Annotated in this window: 14 protein-coding genes; 7 read left to right on the top strand and 7 right to left on the bottom strand. The window is 73.4% G+C overall.

Features of this window, described 5'->3' with window-relative positions:
* Window positions 1–83: 83 nt before the first annotated feature.
* The 3 genes from DQE82_RS09085 (at window position 84) to DQE82_RS09075 (ending at window position 5,877) form a co-directional block, all read left to right on the top strand.
* Complete coding sequence (locus DQE82_RS09085) at window positions 84–3,776, top strand: M12 family metallo-peptidase (protein WP_233514622.1); 3,693 nt, start codon at window positions 84–86, stop codon at window positions 3,774–3,776.
* Window positions 3,777–3,861: 85 nt separating this feature from the next.
* Complete coding sequence (locus DQE82_RS09080; protein WP_166456856.1) at window positions 3,862–4,500, top strand: acVLRF1 family peptidyl-tRNA hydrolase; 639 nt, start codon at window positions 3,862–3,864, stop codon at window positions 4,498–4,500.
* A 165-nt stretch (window positions 4,501–4,665) separates the two neighbouring features.
* On the top strand, window positions 4,666–5,877 hold the full coding sequence (locus tag DQE82_RS09075) for a hypothetical protein (protein WP_104113564.1): 1,212 nt from the start codon (window positions 4,666–4,668) through the stop codon (window positions 5,875–5,877).
* Window positions 5,878–5,946: 69 nt separating this feature from the next.
* Here DQE82_RS09075 and DQE82_RS09070 read toward each other — a convergent pair whose 3' ends face one another.
* Window positions 5,947–6,861, bottom strand: coding sequence for a neutral zinc metallopeptidase (locus tag DQE82_RS09070; RefSeq protein ID WP_113972712.1), 915 nt, complete (start codon window positions 6,859–6,861; stop codon window positions 5,947–5,949).
* Between the two features lie 247 nt (window positions 6,862–7,108).
* On the opposite strand from DQE82_RS09070, the gene DQE82_RS09065 reads away from it, so the two are divergent.
* Window positions 7,109–8,716: an ABC-F family ATP-binding cassette domain-containing protein gene (locus tag DQE82_RS09065; RefSeq protein ID WP_064445312.1), complete on the top strand. Its 1,608-nt coding sequence runs from the start codon at window positions 7,109–7,111 to the stop codon at window positions 8,714–8,716.
* 46 nt (window positions 8,717–8,762) lie between these two features.
* Here DQE82_RS09065 and DQE82_RS09060 read toward each other — a convergent pair whose 3' ends face one another.
* Window positions 8,763–9,365 (bottom strand): cadmium resistance transporter, encoded by a 603-nt coding sequence (locus DQE82_RS09060; RefSeq protein WP_233514621.1) that lies wholly within the window; start codon window positions 9,363–9,365, stop codon window positions 8,763–8,765.
* A 302-nt stretch (window positions 9,366–9,667) separates the two neighbouring features.
* Here DQE82_RS09060 and DQE82_RS09055 point away from each other — a divergent pair, with 302 nt between their 5' ends.
* The 3 genes from DQE82_RS09055 to DQE82_RS09045 all read left to right on the top strand — a co-directional run bounded on the left by DQE82_RS09055 (window position 9,668) and on the right by DQE82_RS09045 (window position 12,827).
* Complete coding sequence (locus tag DQE82_RS09055; RefSeq protein ID WP_007072022.1) at window positions 9,668–9,895, top strand: helix-turn-helix domain-containing protein; 228 nt, start codon at window positions 9,668–9,670, stop codon at window positions 9,893–9,895.
* A gap of 46 nt (window positions 9,896–9,941) precedes the next feature.
* Window positions 9,942–10,709 carry an enoyl-CoA hydratase/isomerase family protein gene (locus DQE82_RS09050; protein ID WP_043329652.1) on the top strand — a complete coding sequence of 256 codons (768 nt, stop codon included), beginning with the start codon at window positions 9,942–9,944 and terminating at the stop codon, window positions 10,707–10,709.
* A 135-nt stretch (window positions 10,710–10,844) separates the two neighbouring features.
* Window positions 10,845–12,827 (top strand): ABC transporter ATP-binding protein, encoded by a 1,983-nt coding sequence (locus DQE82_RS09045; protein ID WP_064445314.1) that lies wholly within the window; start codon window positions 10,845–10,847, stop codon window positions 12,825–12,827.
* A gap of 126 nt (window positions 12,828–12,953) precedes the next feature.
* Here DQE82_RS09045 and mug read toward each other — a convergent pair whose 3' ends face one another.
* From mug to DQE82_RS09020, 5 genes are read right to left on the bottom strand one after another with little or no spacing between them, the layout of a single operon-like run.
* Entirely contained in the window at window positions 12,954–13,574 is a 621-nt protein-coding gene (gene mug, locus DQE82_RS09040; protein WP_113972476.1) for a G/U mismatch-specific DNA glycosylase, read from the bottom strand.
* Window positions 13,575–13,617: 43 nt separating this feature from the next.
* Entirely contained in the window at window positions 13,618–14,379 is a 762-nt protein-coding gene (locus DQE82_RS09035; protein WP_113972475.1) for an SDR family oxidoreductase, read from the bottom strand.
* Between the two features lie 32 nt (window positions 14,380–14,411).
* Entirely contained in the window at window positions 14,412–14,858 is a 447-nt protein-coding gene (locus tag DQE82_RS09030; protein WP_064445317.1) for a hypothetical protein, read from the bottom strand.
* On the bottom strand, window positions 14,855–15,673 hold the full coding sequence (locus DQE82_RS09025; RefSeq protein WP_113972711.1) for a DUF692 domain-containing protein: 819 nt from the start codon (window positions 15,671–15,673) through the stop codon (window positions 14,855–14,857). The genes DQE82_RS09030 and DQE82_RS09025 overlap by 4 nt, the downstream gene beginning before the upstream one ends.
* Entirely contained in the window at window positions 15,670–16,572 is a 903-nt protein-coding gene (locus DQE82_RS09020; protein ID WP_043329655.1) for a TIGR04222 domain-containing membrane protein, read from the bottom strand. Before DQE82_RS09020 ends, DQE82_RS09025 begins: the two co-directional genes overlap by 4 nt.
* Between the last annotated feature and the right edge of the window lie 21 nt (window positions 16,573–16,593).

Raw genomic sequence — 16,593 nt, 5'->3', positions numbered from 1 at the left:
AACAATCCGTGGACCGTTCACGTACATCCGGTCATCCCCGCCGGTCGTGCGTCGATCCACACCAGACCCAGCAGGGAGAAGACTTGAGGATCACCCTGTGGCGTCCGCCGCGCGACCGGCAACCCGCCCGGCGCGGACGGACCGCTGCCCTCCTCGTCGCCGCGCTGGCCGCGGCGACGCTTCCCGTTCTCGCGGCGCCCGCGCCCGCCTCCGCCGCGCCCGGCGTCCACGGGCCGTGGCAGAAGGTGGACGGCAAGCCGGCGGCCACCAAGGCGGGCCGCCAGGCCGCGATCAAGGCCAAGCGGCTGACCGCGTACAAGCTGGACCGCGGCACCATGAAGGGCCTGCTGGACAAGGCGCCGGCCGAGAAGCGCGTCGCGGTGGCCCGGGTGGCGAAGCAGGTGGTGTCGCTGCCCGCTCCGGACGGCACGTTCCAGCGCTTCGAGCTGGTCGACTCGCCGGTCATGGAGGCCGGTCTGGCCGCGAGGCACCCGGAGATCACCACGTACGCCGGCAAGGGCCTGGACGACCCGGCCGCGACCATCCGCGCGGACCTCACCCCGCTCGGGTTCCACGCCTCGGTCCGGTCGGCCAAGGGCAACTGGTACATCGACCCGTACTACCAGCGTGACCAGAGCCTGTACGCGAGCTACTTCGCCCGCGACCTGGAGCACCCGGAGGGCGAGTTCGTCGAGCGTGCGGACGTCACGCAGGAGGCGCACGCGCTGGCCGAGGAGATCGCCGAGGCGGACGTCCCGGCCGGGCCGCTGGTGAAGCTGCGCACGTACCGGGTGGCGCTGGTGACCGACCCGTCGTACGCCACCTACTTCGGCGCGGAGAACGTCACCGCCGCGAAGGTGACGCTGATGAACCGGGTCACCCAGATCTACGAGGACGAGACGGCGATCCGGCTCGTGCTGATCAACGACACCGACAAGACCAACCTGAACACGCCGGCCCTGGCCACCGAGCCGAACGGCCCGTGCGGCGCGGCGGCATGCTTCACGCCGGCGCAGCTCACCTCCTGCGGCAGTGGCACGCTCAGCCGTAACCGGATCGTGCTCGGCCAGCTGGTCGGCGCGAGCAACTACGACGTGGGCCACGTCGGCCTGGGCGTCAACGGCGGCGGCGTGGCCAGCCTCGGCGTGATCGGCGGCAACGGCAAGGCGCAGGGCTGCACCGGCCTGCCGACACCGGTCGGCGACTTCTACGCGGTCGACTACGTCTCGCACGAGATGGGTCACCAGTTCGCCGGCAACCACACCTTCAACGGCACCCAGTACAACTGCTCGGGCGGCAACCGCAGCGCGGCCAACTCGTACGAGCCGGGCAGCGGTTCGTCGATCATGGCGTACGCGGGCATCTGCCAGCAGGACAACCTCCAGCCGCACAGCGACCCGTACTGGTCGCACCGCAGCTACACCGAGATCACCAACTACGTCACGTCGAACCGCCCGGCCATCAACGAGGTGCAGAACGTCTCGCTGTACGGGTTCGACGCCGACGGTGACTCGTTCACCATCAGCTACGCGGGCAGCGACTCGGCGCCGATCACGCGGGGCGTCAACTACACCACCGCGGGCATCAAGGCGGCCATCGAGGGCATCGCCGGCTGGCCGGCCGGCGCGACGGTCACCGTGGCCGCGTTCGGTGGCAGCGGCACGCTCAACGACAACGGCTTCCAGGTGACCTTCGGCGGCACGCTGGCCACCACCAACGTGGCGTCGCTGGAGCTGACGAACGCCTCCGGCGCGTCCGGTTTCGTCGGTGAGACGGCGAAGGGCGGCGCCATCGACAACGGCGGCTGGCTGGTCGAGGAGACCACCAACCACGCCCCGGTGGTCACCGTCCCGGAGACCGTCACCATCCCGGTGCGTACGCCGTTCGCGCTGACCGGCAGCGCCACCGACGCCGACGGCGACACCGTCACGTACCTGTGGGAGCAGAACGACAGGGGCGCCACGACCGGCACCGCGCTGACGAACAACACGAAGGTCAACGGTCCGCTGTTCCGGGTGTTCGGCGAGGCGGCGATCGTGTCGCCGACGGACACGCTGAAGTACTACTCGCCGGGGCTGAACGCGGTCACCACCGACTCGACCCGGGTGTTCCCGGACATGCGGCAGATCCTGGCCGGCAACACCAACGCGGCCACCGGCGCCTGCCCGGCTGCCCCGGCGCCGCCGGCCACCGGTGGCGCGTCGAACGTGCCGGCCGAGCTTGTCGACTGCTACTCCGAGTTCCTGCCCACCCGCGACTGGGTCGGCATCGCGGGTGACCGGACCCTGCACTTCAAGCTCACCGCCCGGGACGGGCGGCTGGGCGGCGGCGGCATCGGCAGCGGCGACGTCGCCGTGGTGCTGGCGCCGGACGCGGGTCCGTTCCTGGTGACCTCGCAGGGCGCCGCCGCCGTCCTGGACGGCGGCTCGACCCAGACCGTGACGTGGGACGTGGCCGGCACCGACGTGGCGCCGGTGAACGCCGCGCAGGTGAAGATCTCGCTGTCCGCCGACGGCGGGCTGACCTTCCCGTACGTGCTGGCGGAGCAGACCGCCAACACCGGCTCGGCGACGGTGACGCTGCCGAACGTGGCGACCGGGAAGGCCCGGATCAAGATCGAGGCGGTCGGGAACGTCTTCTTCGACGTCAACGACGCCGACTTCACGATCCGGTCCGCCCCGGCCGTCACCAGCACCGCCCCGGACGGCGTGAGCGTCCAGTACAGCGACGCGCTCTCGCCTGCCGTCACGGTCACCGCCACCGACGGCGACACCACGGGCGCGGACCTGACCGCCGCCGCCACCGGGCTGCCCGCCGGCCTGTCCCTGGCCGTCACGAGCACCTCCGCGGCCGACGCCCGGCCGGGCTCGCGTACCTGGACGGTCGCCGGCACCACCACGGCGGCCCCGGGTGCCTATCCGGTCACGGTGACCGTCTCCGACGGCTCCGGGCTGACCGGCAGCACCTCGTTCACGATCACGGTCACCGCCGAGGACGCGGCGGTCAGCTGGGCCGGTGACACGCTGGTGAACACCGCGACCGGCGGCGCCTCCGGCAAGGCCCTGCTGCGGGCCGTGGTCCGGGACAGCTCGGTGCTGCCCGGCGCGACGGACACCACAGCCGGTGACATCCGGACCGCCACCGTCACCTTCACGAAGGACGGCGTGACGCTCTGCGCCGCAGTGCCGGCCCTGCTGGGCACGGCCACCACGAGCGCGTCCGCGGCGTGCGAGGCCACGCTGCCGAAGGGCACGCACACCGTCACCGCGACAGTGGGCGGCAGCTACACGGGCAGCACCACCGCGCAGGTGACAGTCGCCGTCTCCGACGGCGGGTTCCTCACCGGTGGCGGTCACCTGACCGCCACCCGCTCGGCGGGCACCTACCCGGCCGACGTGAACTCCACCGTCGAGGTGGAGCTGAACGCGAAGCCGGGCAAGGCGAACAAGCCGGCCACCGGCAAGGCCGAGATCGAGTTCCGCTCCGGCGGGAAGGCGTACACGATCAAGGCCGGCACCGTCGACGCGCTCGGCGTCACCTCGGCGGGCAAGGTCGCCCAGGTGCGCTACCAGGCCGCCCTGTACGACAACAAGGGCAAGCTGGTGGCCTCCGGCCTGACCCTGGCCGTGACGGTGACCGACCGGGGCGCCCCCGGCAGGAACGACACCGTCGGGGTCACGCTGTGGAAGGGCGGTGCGCTGCTCTTCTCGTCCGACTGGACGGGCGGCGGCACCGCCGAGGTCACGCTGAAGGGCGGCAACCTCACCGTCCACTGATCCACCCGGTAGACGCGGGAGGGCACCGGTCACGGTGTCCTCCCGCGCTGCGTTGCGGGGCCCGCCGATGCCGTACCGTCGGGCCATGAGCAGCCGACCCGCCGCCGGCGGCGGCCGGTGGGTCGAGGTCGACCCCGGCCGCGTCGCCCGCTGGGTCGAGGGTTTCACCGACCGGCACGGCCCGCCCACGACCACAGTCCAGGAGTACGGGCTCCTCCTCACCGCCCCGGACGACGCCACCGCCGAGCTGCACACCCCGCCCGGCGCGAGCGCGTCGGCGGACGTACCCGGATTCGTCGCCTCCGCCACCGCGGCCCGCCGGATCGGTCTGCTGCTTGCCCGCAAGGGCGCTGTCGCGGTCGGCGTCGCCGACGGCGCCGACCTGGTGGTCTCCAAGGTGGACACCCGGTACGTGCAGGGGCGTACCGCGGCGGGCGGCTGGTCCCAGCAGCGGTTCGCCCGGCGGCGCGACAACCAGGCGAAGGCGGCCCTGGGCGACGCGGCCGAGCTGGCCGTACGCCTGCTGTTGCCGGAGGCCGGAACGCTGTCGACGCTGGTGTGCGGCGGCGACCGGCGCGCGGTGGACACGGTGCTGACCGACCGACGGCTGGCCCCGCTGGCGGCGCTGCGCGCGCCGCGCCTGCTCGACGTGCCGGAGCCCCGGCACGCGGTGCTGGTGGCCGCCGTCGCGGCCGCCCGGGCGGTCCACATCCTGGTCCGCTGAACAGGAAAGATCACCTCAAGACGGCGCAATCCCGCTCCTCGATGATGCATCGAATCGACTCGATGCCTATCGTCGGTGTCACGAAGCGGCGGGTCTCCGGGCGACCCGCAGGGGCAGCTTCGCCTCCGCCATCACGCGCCGACATCGTTGGGAGACAACAACTTCATGAGCGGATATCAGGACGGCCGGCTGCGAGCCCGGTGGCGCCGTGCGACGAGACTCCTCGTCGCGGCGGCGGCAATGAGCGCCGGAAGCCTCGTGCTCACCGCCACACTCACCGCCGGTACGGCGAACGCGGGCCCGGCGCAGCGCGCCGCGCTCGCCGCGCCCACCGTCAGCAGCGTCACCGCGGGCGGCGCGCACACGTGCGCGATCAGCACCGACGGGGGACTGTGGTGCTGGGGCTCGAACTACGGCGGTCAGCTCGGCGACGGGACCACCACGAACCGCAGCGCCCCGACGCGGGTCGGCACCGCCACCTGGACGAACGTCGACGCCGGCACCGGCCACACCTGCGCGGTCCGCACGGACGGGACGCTGTGGTGCTGGGGCTCGAACTTCCGGGGCCAGCTCGGCGACGGGAGCACCACCAGCCGCAGCGCCCCGGTGCAGGTCGGCACCGCGACCACCTGGGCCCGGGTCGACGCCGGCCCCCAGCACACCTGCGCGATACGCACCGACGGCACGCTCTGGTGCTGGGGCTTCAACCGGACCACCCAGCTGGGCGTCGGCGCCTCGCCGTACGTCGCGAACACCCCGCTGCAGGTCGGCACGGCCACCGACTGGGTGAGCGTCTCGACCGGCTACGGGCACACCTGCGGTATCCGGACCGGCGGCACGCTCTGGTGCTGGGGGGCCAGCTCGGACGGCCAGCTCGGGCTCGGCAACCTGACGCCGCAGACCGCGCCCGCGCAGGTCGGCACCGCGACCGGGTGGACCGGCGTCGCGGCCGGGTACGCGCACACCTGCGGGGTCCGCGCCGGCGGGCTGTGGTGCTGGGGTGAGAACGGATACGGCCAGCTCGGCGTGAGCGGCTCGTACCGGACCGCGCCGGTGCAGATCGGCACCGCCACCACGTGGAACCGGATCGCCGCGAGCAGCGACACGTCCTGCGCGTCGCGTACCGACGGCAGCCTCTGGTGCTGGGGCAAGAACTCGGCCGGCCAGGTGGGCGACGGCAGCACCACCCACCGGTCCGCGCCCGCGCAGGTCGGCACCGCCACCAGCTGGACCGGCGGGCTCGCGGTCACCGACCACGGCTGCGCGATCCGTACCGACGCCGGCCTGTGGTGCTGGGGCGACAACAGCGGGGGCCAGCTCGGTGACGGGACGACCGTCAACCGGTCCACTCCGGCTCAGGTGACACTGCCGGCCTGACCGGCCCCGGAAACGACATCGGCCCGCACCGCCGTCCGTGGCGGTGCGGGCCGATGCGCCGAGCGGGGATCAGGTCCCGGCGCCGAAGGTGTCGCAGGACTTCGGGTCACCGGTGGTGAAGCCCTTGGTGAACCACTGCTTGCGCTGCTCCGAGCTGCCGTGGGTGAACTCGTCCGGGTTCACCGGCCGACCGGAACGCTCCTGGATCGCGTCGTCGCCGATCTTCTCGGCGGCGTCGATGGCCTGGGAGATGTCCTCCTCGGTGATGCTCTTGAAGATCTTCTGCCCGCGCTCGTCGGCGGTGCCGGTGGCGTTCTTCGCCCACGCGCCGGCGTAGCAGTCGGCCTGCAGCTCCAGCTTCACCGACAGCGCGTTCGCGCTCTGCGGGTCACGCTCCTGCTGGCGGCGCATCTGCGCCTCGGTGCCGAGCAGGTCCTGCACGTGGTGGCCGTACTCGTGGGCCAGCACGTACGGCTGGGCGAACTCGCCCTTGGCGCCGAGCTGGTCGGCCAGCAGCCGGTAGAACGTGAGGTCGATGTAGACCTGGTCGTCGGCCGGGCAGTAGAACGGGCCCACGCCGGAGTCGGCGGCGCCGCAGGCGGTGCTGACGTTCTGGCTGAAGAACACGGTCTTCGACGGCTTGTACTGCTCGCCGAACGCCTCCGGCATCGCGGTACGCCAGTACGCCTGGATCGAGTTGACGTAGAGGGTGTTGCGGCAGTCGAGCTGCTCCAGCGCGTCCTGCGCCGAGCACTTCTGCTCCAGCGAGGTGTTGTCACCCTGCTCGGAGCCGCCGCCGTTGGTGGCGGCGTTGAGGCCGAAGCCGCCGCCCACCAGGGCGACGAGCACGGCGATGATGATGCCCACGATCCCGCCCCGGCCGCCGCCGATCGGGATCGGAATGCCCATCCCGCCGCCTCCGCCGGACCCTCGCCGGTCGTCCACCTGGCTGGTGTCGACCCGCGCGTTCTCGTTCAGCTCCATGTTGACCCCGATCACCGATGTGTCCGTTTGTGATGGTTGCGGTACCGGACCGGGTCCGGACGGCGGGTTTCGTACCCGATGATCTTGCACGGTAATCCGGGGGAGAGGGCCCGCGGGGACCGGTACACTTGCCCCCGTGCTGCGCTGCGAAGGCTGAACCGCCCCGCGCCGACGGGAAATCACCACCCGCCGGCGCTTTCGCGTGCCCTGAGTCAGCCCTTCCGGACCCGAGAGCGAGTACTCCGAGATGATCACTGCCACCGGCCTGGAACTGCGCGCCGGTTCCCGGATCCTGCTGTCCGACACCACCCTGCGGGTGCAGCCGGGGGACCGGATCGGCCTGGTCGGGCGCAACGGCGCCGGCAAGACCACCACGCTCAAGGTGCTCGCCGGCGAGGGGCAGCCGTACGGCGGCCAGATCGACCGGCGCAGCGCCATCGGCTACCTGCCGCAGGACCCGCGCACCGGTGACCTGGACGTCACCGGCCGGGACCGGGTGCTCTCCGCCCGTGGGCTGGACGTGCTCATGGCGCAGATGAAGGAGCTGGAGAACAAGCTCGCCGAAGGTGCCGACGACGAGCGGCTGGTCCGCCGCTACGGCGCGCTGGAGGACCAGTTCGCCTCCCTCGGCGGCTACGCGGCCGAAGCCGAGGCCGCCCGCATCTGCGCCAACCTCGGCCTGCCCGACCGCGCCCTGGCGCAGACCATCGGCACGCTCTCCGGCGGTCAGCGACGCCGCATCGAGCTGGCCCGGATCCTGTTCCGCGACGCCGGCGAGAACGGCGGCGGCATCCTGCTGCTCGACGAGCCCACGAACCACCTCGACGCCGACTCGATCACCTGGCTGCGCGGCTTCCTCGCCAACCACAAGGGCGGCCTGATCGTGATCTCCCACGACGCCTCGCTGCTGGAGGCGGTGGTCAACAAGGTCTGGTTCCTGGACGCCACCCGGTCCGTGGTCGACACGTACAACCTGGGCTGGAAGGCGTACCTGGAGGCGCGGGAGACCGACGAGCGGCGCCGCCGCCGGGAGCGCGCAAACGCCGAGAAGAAGGCCGGCGCGCTGATGGCGCAGGCGGACAAGATGCGGGCCAAGGCCACCAAGACCGTCGCCGCCCAGAACATGGCCCGGCGCGCCGAGCGCCTGCTCTCCGGCCTGGACGAGGTCCGCGTCGCGGACAAGGTCGCGAAGGTACGGTTCCCGAGCCCCGCCCCGTGCGGCAAGACGCCGCTGACCGCCACCGGCCTGTCCAAGTCGTACGGGTCGCTGGAGATCTTCACCGACGTCAACGTGGCGGTGGACCGGGGTTCCCGGGTGGCCATCCTCGGCCTCAACGGCGCCGGCAAGACCACGCTGCTGCGGATGCTCGGCGGGCTGCTGGAGCCGGACACCGGCGAGGTACGCCCCGGGCACGGGCTGCGGCTGGGCTACTACGCCCAGGAGCACGAGACGCTCGACGTGGACCGGACGATCCTGGAGCACATGCGCAGCGCCGCGTCCGACCAGACCGACACCGACCTGCGCAAGATCCTCGGCGCGTTCCTCTTCTCCGGCGAGGACGTGGACAAGCCGGCCGGCGTGCTCTCCGGCGGCGAGAAGACCCGGCTGGCGCTGGCCACGCTGGTCTGCTCCGGCGCCAACGTGCTGCTGCTGGACGAGCCGACGAACAACCTCGACCCGGTCAGCCGTGAGCAGGTGCTGGACGCGATCGCCCGTTACCCGGGCGCGATCGTGCTGGTCACGCACGACCCGGGCGCGGTCAGCGCGCTCAAGCCGGACCGCGCCATCCTGCTGCCCGACGGCGACGAGGACGCCTGGTCCGACGACCTGCTGGAGCTGGTCGAGCTGGCCTGACCCGCCCTCTTTTCCCCGTGGGCCGGGTCGGGGCGGGTCGGGTCGGTCAGGTCAGGAGATCGGCCAGGTGGGGGAGGACGCCGGAGGTGAGCAGGATGGTCGCGCCGATGACTATGAAGATCACCGGCACCAGCCAGTGGCCGGCGCGGCCGACCAGGGCCACCACCCGGGGGTGCCCGCCGAGCGCGGCGGCGACCGCGCACCACACGGCCACCAGTAGCGCGAACACCAGCAGCCAGACCACGCCGGTGGCCGGGTCGAGGGAGCGGAACACCGGCACGTAGACGGCGATGTTGTCGGCTCCGTTCGCCACGGTCACCCCGGCGACGCCGAGCAGGCTGCCGACCACCGCCGGCGGCTCGTCGTCGTCGCCACGGGACATCAGCGCGCGTACGCCGAGCGCGACCGGCAGCAGGCCGAGCAGGCCGGGCCACGGGTCCGGCACCACGAGCAGCCCGGCGGCGGCCACCACCGCGACCGCGACGAGCGCGCCGATGCCCGCGTACTGCCCGGCGACGATCTGCCAGGGCCGGGGGCGTCCGGTGTGCCGGAGGGCCACGAACAGCACCGTGAGCACGACGATGTCGTCGAGATTGGTGGCGGCGAAGACACCGGCGGCACCCGCCGCGGCCGTGATCACGTCAATCACCCCGGGCACGATACGGCCCGCCGCACCGGCCGTCGCATGATCCACACCAGTTCGCCGAAGTGGAGGTGTCCGGAGCACGGTGACGCAGCCACTTCGGGGAGGTGGTGTCGATCATGGGGGAGGATGCGCTCGTCCGGCGGGGCGGTACGGATCAGCCGGTCGGAAGGATCACTCTATCGGGAAGCTGACATTGCGTAGCGTGTCGGTTGGCGAATAGTTGATATCTGGCGCATGATCGTCCGAGGCGGTCTAATAGGTGGGACCGTATCCGAACCGCACAGTCTGGGACGTGAGGGATCAGCATGGCAGCCACCGGCACAGCCACCAGCACTGAGAAGGGTCGCCGGATCGTCGGGGCCGAGCGTCAGACGCTCGCCAAAGACCTGGTAAAGCGGTACACCGGGGGTGAGAGCATCCGTGCTCTGGCGGCCTCTACCGGCCGTTCCTACGGGTTCATCCACCGTGTGCTCACCGAATCCGGCGTGCAGCTGCGGCAGCGCGGCGGCGCCCGGCGCCGGAAGAAGGCGTGACCCGCCGCCCAGCGTCGTCCATCAGCGCAGTGTTCCGGGGCGTCCGGTGACCGCCGAGACGACCGGAGTGCGCTTCGACTGCGACGGGCCGGTTGCGACGGTGACGTTGTGCCGGCCCGACGTGCTCAACGCCCAGACCCCGGCGATGTGGCGGGCGATGAGCGACTTCTCCCGCGACCTGCCCGGCGACGTCCGCGTCGTCGTCGTACGCGGCGAGGGGCGCGCCTTCTCCGCGGGCCTGGACCTGGCGGTCGCCGGTGCCACCGGGCCGGGCTCCTTCGCCGAGCTGGCCGCGCTCCCGGAGGCGGAGTGCGCCGACCGGATCGCCGAGTACCAGGGCGGCTTCACCTGGCTGCACCGGCCGGACGTGGTGTCGATCGCCGCGGTGCAGGGCCACGCCATCGGCGCCGGCTTCCAGCTCGCGCTCGCCTGCGACATGCGTGTGCTCGCCGCCGACGCCAGGCTCTCGATGGCCGAGGTGACACTCGGCCTGGTGCCCGATCTGGCCGGCACGCGCCGCCTGGTCGAGCTGGTCGGCTATTCGCGCGCCCTGGAGATCTGCGCCACCGGCCGCCGGATGGACGCCACCGAGGCGGACCGGATCGGCCTGGCCACGCTCGTGGTGCCGAACGACGAGCTGGACGCCGCGGTGCGTGACCTGTCGGCCGGGCTCCTCGCCAACAACCGGGACGCGATCGTCGAGATCAAGGCGCTCCTGGCGGGCGCGGCCGACCGTACGCACGCCGAGCAGCAGCGCGCCGAGCGGGAGGCGCAGACCCGGCGTATCCGGGATCTGGCCGGCCGGGGCGAGTAACCGGCCCGGAGCGCGATTTCGTAAGGACCGTTTGGGAAGATCTGGGTTACTCGCAAGGTTGTCACAGGCGTCTGGAGAATGGACTCCGACGATTCATGCTGCCTGACGACCTGGAGGTGACGAGTGTCCCACCCGATGGCCGGCGGCGGCATGGGCGGCTGGAGCATGCTCCGGTCGCTGCGCAACCGGGACGAGGTCTCCGCCCACGAGCTCAAGCGCGGCACGGCCCGGCGGATCGTCGCGTTCGCCCGGCCCTACCGGCGTGACATCGTCGTCTTCCTGATCACCGTGATCATCGCCGCGGTGATCGGTGTGGCCACGCCGCTGCTCGCCGGCGACGTCATCGACGCGATCGCCGGCGGCGGTCCGGACGCCCGCACGACTGTGGTCCGGCTCGCCCTGATCATCGCCGCGCTCGCCGTGGCCGATGCCCTGTTCTCCCTGGTCCAGCGGTGGTATTCGGCCCGCATCGGCGAGGGCATCATCCTCGACCTGCGCACCCGGGTCTACGACCACGTCCAGCGGATGCCGCTGCAGTTCTTCACCCGCACGCAGACCGGCGCGCTGGTGAGCCGGCTCAACAACGACGTGCTCGGCGCGCAGCGGGCGTTCACCTCGACGCTGTCCGGGGTGGTCAGCAACGTCATCCAGCTCGTGCTCACCGCCGGCGCGATGCTCGTGCTGTCCTGGCAGATCACCGTGCTGGCGCTGGTGCTGCTGCCGATCTTCATCATCCCGGCCCGCCGGGTGGGCCGGCGCCTGGCCGAGATCACCCGCGAGTCGTACAACCTCGACGCGAAGATGAACGCGACCATGACCGAGCGGTTCGGCGTGGCCGGAGCGCTGCTGGTCAAGCTGTTCGGCGCGCCGGAGGTCGAGGCCGACCGGTTCGCCCGCCGGGCCGAGCGGGTGCGCGACATCGGCATCCAGTCCGCGATGTACTCGCGGACGTTCTTCGTGGCGATGCTGCTCGTCGCGTCGCTGGCCCAGGCGCTCACCTACGGGGTGGGCGGCTGGCTGGCGGTCACCGGTGCGGTCAGCGCCGGCACCGTCGTCAAGCTGGCGCTGTTGCTGACCCGCCTCTACGGCCCGCTCACCGCGCTCTCCAACGTCCGGGTCGACGTGATGAGCGCGCTCGTCTCGTTCGACCGCGTCTTCGAGGTGCTCGACCTGCGTCCGGGCATCGCGGAGAAGCCCGACGCGGTGCCGGTGCCGCGCGGCAGCGGCCGGGTCGAGTTCCGCGACGTGCGCTTCCGCTACCCGAGCGCCGCCGAGGTGTCGCTCGCGTCGCTGGAAGAGGTCTCGACCCTCGACCGTACGGTGAACGAGCCGGTGCTCAAGGGCGTCTCGTTCGCCGTCGAGCCCGGGCAGATGGTGGCCCTGGTCGGCCCCTCCGGCGCCGGCAAGTCGACGCTGTCCATGCTGATCTCCCGGATCTACGACGTCAGCGAGGGCCAGGTGCTGGTCGGCGGCGTCGACGTGCGGGACGCCACGCTCGCCTCGCTGCGCGACGAGATCGGCGTGGTCACCCAGGACTCGCACCTGTTCCACGAGACCATCCGCGAGAACCTGCGGTACGCCAAGCCCGACGCCACCGACGACGAGATCTGGGCCGCCCTGGCCGGCGCGCAGGTGGCCGACCTGGTCCGGGCGCTGCCGGACGGGCTCGACACGACGGTCGGCGAGCGCGGCTACCGTTTCTCCGGCGGCGAGAAGCAGCGCATCGCCATCGCCCGGTTGCTGCTCAAGGCCCCGTCGATAGTGATCCTGGACGAGGCCACCGCCCACCTGGACTCGGAGAGCGAGGCAGCGGTGCAGCGGGCGCTGTCGGTGGCGCTGACCGGCCGTACCGCGCTGGTGATCGCGCACCGGCTCTCGACGGTGCGCGACGCGGACCAGATCCTCGTGCTCGACGAGGGGCGGATCGTGGAGCGCGGCCGGCACGACGAACTGGTGGCCGTCGGCGGCCTGTACGCCGAGCTGTACCGCACCCAGTTCGCGGTCACCGACTCGCCCGCGCCTCATGCCGAGGCGGAGCAGCCGGAGCCGGTGGTGACCACTGTGCCGATGGGCACCTACGTCGCCCACGAGGCCATGCCCCCGGCGGCGGCCAACTAGCGGCGCGCGAGGCCTCAATCCCGGTGCCGACGGGCGTGGATCGGCACCGACCGGGTGGACGGGCACCCAGCGGCCGGGCCGTGGCGACCCGGACGGCCGCAGCCCTAGCTCGCGGCGACCGGGGCCCTAACCCGCGGCGACCGCGGCACGCAGCTCGGCGAACGCGGCGCCGAGCGTCTCCGGGGTGAAGTGGGCGTTCAGGCCGCTCGGGTTGGGCAGCACCCACAGCCGGGCCGGCCCGAGCGGCTCGGGCTGCGGCCCGAAGCCGGCCTTCGGCCGGGTGAACCCGATCCGGTACGCGGTCACGCCGACCACCGCCACCCAGCCCGGCCGGTACCGCTCGACCTTCGCGGTGAGCGTCGCCGCGCCGTCGACCAGTTCGGTGGCGGTCAGCTCGTCGGCGCGGGCACTGGCGCGGGCCACCATGTTGGTGATCCCGAGGCCGAGTGCGGGCAGCGCGTCCTGCTCGCTGGGGTGCAGCAGACGCGGGGTGAACCCGCCCCGGTGCAGGGCGGGCCAGAACCGGTTGCCCGGACGGGCGAAGTGCCAGCCGGTCGCCGCCGACCACAGACCGGGGTTGATGCCGACGAAGAGCACGTCCAGGCCGGGCGCGATGACGTCCGGCAGCAGCCGGTCGGCCGCCGCCGCGAGCTGCTCGCGGCTGGGGCGTGGGTGCCGCCGGGCGGGCGTGCCCGGCCCCGGGGCCGCCTCGGGCCGCCCACCGCCCGGGCGCCGTCGGTCGCTCACCGGCCCACCGCCCCGGGCGCCCGGCCCACCACGGCGGCCACTGTCACAGCCCGCGCAGCGCGCCGCCGTCGACCGGGACGGTCACCCCGGTGACGTACCCGGCGGCGGGGGAGAGCAGGAACGCCGCCACCCGGCCGAACTCCGCCGGGTCGCCGATGCGCCCGAGCGGGATCGCCGCCTCCGCCTGGGCGCGGGCGCGCTCGGGGTCGCCGGAGCCGGCCAGCAGCTCCCGGTTGCGGTCGGTCATGATCCGCCCGGGTAGCAGGCTGACCACGCGGACGCCGCGCGGGCCGAACTCGTCGGCCATGTCCTTGGCCACGCCGGCCAGGCCCGGTCGCAGCCCGTTGGAGATGCCGAGGCCGGCCAGCGGTCCGCGTACCGAGGTGGACAGCACCAGCCCGATCGCGCCGCCGTCGGTGAGCGCGCCGGCCACCGTGCGGGCGAGCCGGACGCTGCCCAGGAAGACCGTCTCGAACGACTCGCGCCACTGCTCGTCGGTGACGGTGGCGGCGGTGCCGGGCGGCGGGCCGCCGACCGAGATCAGCGCGCCGTCGAGGCGGCCGAAGTGTTCGCGGGCGGCGGCGACGAGCCGCTCCGGGGTGGCGGGGTCGGCGAGGTCGGCGGTCAGCCCGATCGCCCGCTGCGGGTCGCCGAGCGCCTCGATCGCGGCGGCCACCCGTTCCGGGGTACGCGCGGAGATGACCACCCGGGCGCCGTCGGCGACGAGTTGTTCGGCGGTGGCGAAGCCGAGGCCGCCGGAGGAGCCGGTCAGCACGTACACCCGGTCGGCGAGTCCGAGATCCATACGCCCGATCCTGCCGTACCCGGGGGCGCGTGTCAGCGCGGGGCAGGCCGCAGCAGGCGTACCCGGCCGGCGAACTGGGCCGCGACGGCGCCGCCGGCCCGGGCGACGGCCGGCATCCGGCGGGGCCGGGGCGGGCGGTGGCCGTCGTAGCGGCTCGCGGCCTCGCGCGCGGCCAGCTCCTCCGCGCCCAGCGGCGGCAGCGTGCCCCGGTCGCGCAGCTCGCGGGCCAGGTCCCAGCCGTCGCGCAGGGAGCCGTTCGAGGGGCGTCCGTCCGCCCACGTGGTGAACGTCGCCGGCCAGTGCGCGCCGAGGCCGGCGGCGAGCAGCGGCCAGTGCCGGGCCACGTCCGCGGCCCGCTTGCGCAGCAGCGCCCGGCGGGCCGCCTCGACCGGGGCCGGTGCGAAGCCGGGCGGCAGCGGTCCACCGGCGACGAGCGCGGCGACCAGCTCGGCCTGCCGGGCCGCCAGGTCGCCGCTCACGTGAACGCCGGGTGGCCGGAGGCGGCGGCGAGCGCGTCGAGCTCCGCGCGCAGCTCGGCGGCGGGCGGGTAGTGCCCGTCGCGTTCCAGCAGCAACGCGGGCGGCCGGCGCCGCTGACACAACTCGCGGACCAGGTCCAGCACGGCGGCGGGCACCGGGTCGGTGTGCGTGTCGTGGTAGAAGCCGCCGTGTTCGGCGCCGCCCGCGACGTGCGCGTAGGCGATGCGTTCCAGCGGCAGCCGGTCCAGCAGCGCGGTCGGCTCGCCGCCCCGGTTGCGGGCGTTGGCGTGCACGTTCGCGACGTCGAGCAGCAGCAGCGCGCCGGTGGCGTCGAGGATCTCGGTGAGGAAGTCCGCCTCGTCCAGCTCGTCGTCGGGCCAGTCGAAGAGCGCGGCGATCGGCTCCAGGGCCAGCGGCACCGGCAGCTCCGCCTGCGTCCGCCGCACGTTCGCCACCACCGCGGCGACCGCCTCGCGGCTGCGCGGCAGCGGCAGCAGGTGACCGGCCTCCAGACCGCCGGCCCGCACGAACGCGATGTGCTCACTCACCAGCGGCGCGTCCAGGGCCGCGGCCACCGCGGCCAGGTGCGCCACCCGGGCCGGATCGACCGGTTCCGCGCCGCCGAGGGACAGCCGCACCCCGTGGGGTACGACATCGACGCCGCGTCCGCGCAGCTCGGCGAGCCCGTCCGGGAGCGGCCCGGCCGGTGCGACCGCCTCCGCGACCACCTCGACGAAACGCAGCCCCGGCAGCCCGGCCACGAAACCGGCGATCTCGGGACGCCAGCCGATGCCGACGCCGGACGGGCCGCTCATCCGCCGCACCCGCCTCCGCCGCAGCCACCGCCTCCGCCGCAGGAGCTGCCACCGCCGCACGTGGAGGCGCCGCCTCCACAGGAGGTGCCGGAGCTCGCGCCGCCGACGTTGCCCATCGCCTGCCGCTGGATCTCGGCCTGCTCGGCGAAGCCCGGATCCATGGTCCAGAGCGTGGCGGTGCCGAACAGCGCCACGCCCAGCGCCACATCCGTCGCGCCGTACGTGGCGTACGCGGGGGAGGCGGCCGGTCGCAGCCAGGCGTGCCGGCGGCGCATGTCGTTCAGCGCGGCGGTGGCCGCCCGGGTACGCCAGGGCACGCGGTTGAGCAGCAGGAACGCGAGGCCGAGCGGGAACAGGCTGAGCAGCAGCCAGCCGGTGGGCCGGTCGTTGAGCAGGCCGGAGATCGCACGCACGACGCCAATTGCCAGCAGGAAGCCGATCAGCAGCGCGCCGCGCCGCAGCGTCCGGCGCCGCTCCTGGTCCAGGGCCAGGCCCCGGCGTACCAGGCCGTCGCGCAGCTCGTCGAGCGCGCGCCGCACCCACTCGTCGGCGGCCAGGTCCCGGGTCCGCAGGCCGCGGCTCGCCGCGTGGTGGACCGCCTGGTCCAGCGGGGTGGCCCCGGCCGGCAGCGGACCGCCGGTGGTGAGCCGCCGGTCGGGTCGTACGCCGACCGCGCCCGCGTGGCGCAGCGCGCCGAGCGTGGCCCAGACGGCGAGCTGGTCGCCGCCGTTGAGGTAGGCGACCTGCTGCGGACCCAGCGCGCCGTGATCGGTCACCGGCGTGCCGGCCAGCATCCGACGCCGGTACACGATCGCGCCGATGACCAGGACGACGGCGAGCAGGAGGTACCAGCGCAGGAATACGGGGCCGGGGATGCCCCAGGTGTCGGAGGGGGTCATCGTCTGCTCCTGTCGCGAGGA

The sequence above is a fragment of the Micromonospora sp. LHW51205 genome, from assembly GCF_003315815.1.
Taxonomy (GTDB): domain Bacteria; phylum Actinomycetota; class Actinomycetes; order Mycobacteriales; family Micromonosporaceae; genus Micromonospora; species Micromonospora chalcea.
The sequence above is the reverse complement of the archived record's forward strand: the minus strand, read 5'-3'. Positions and strand labels throughout refer to the sequence as shown.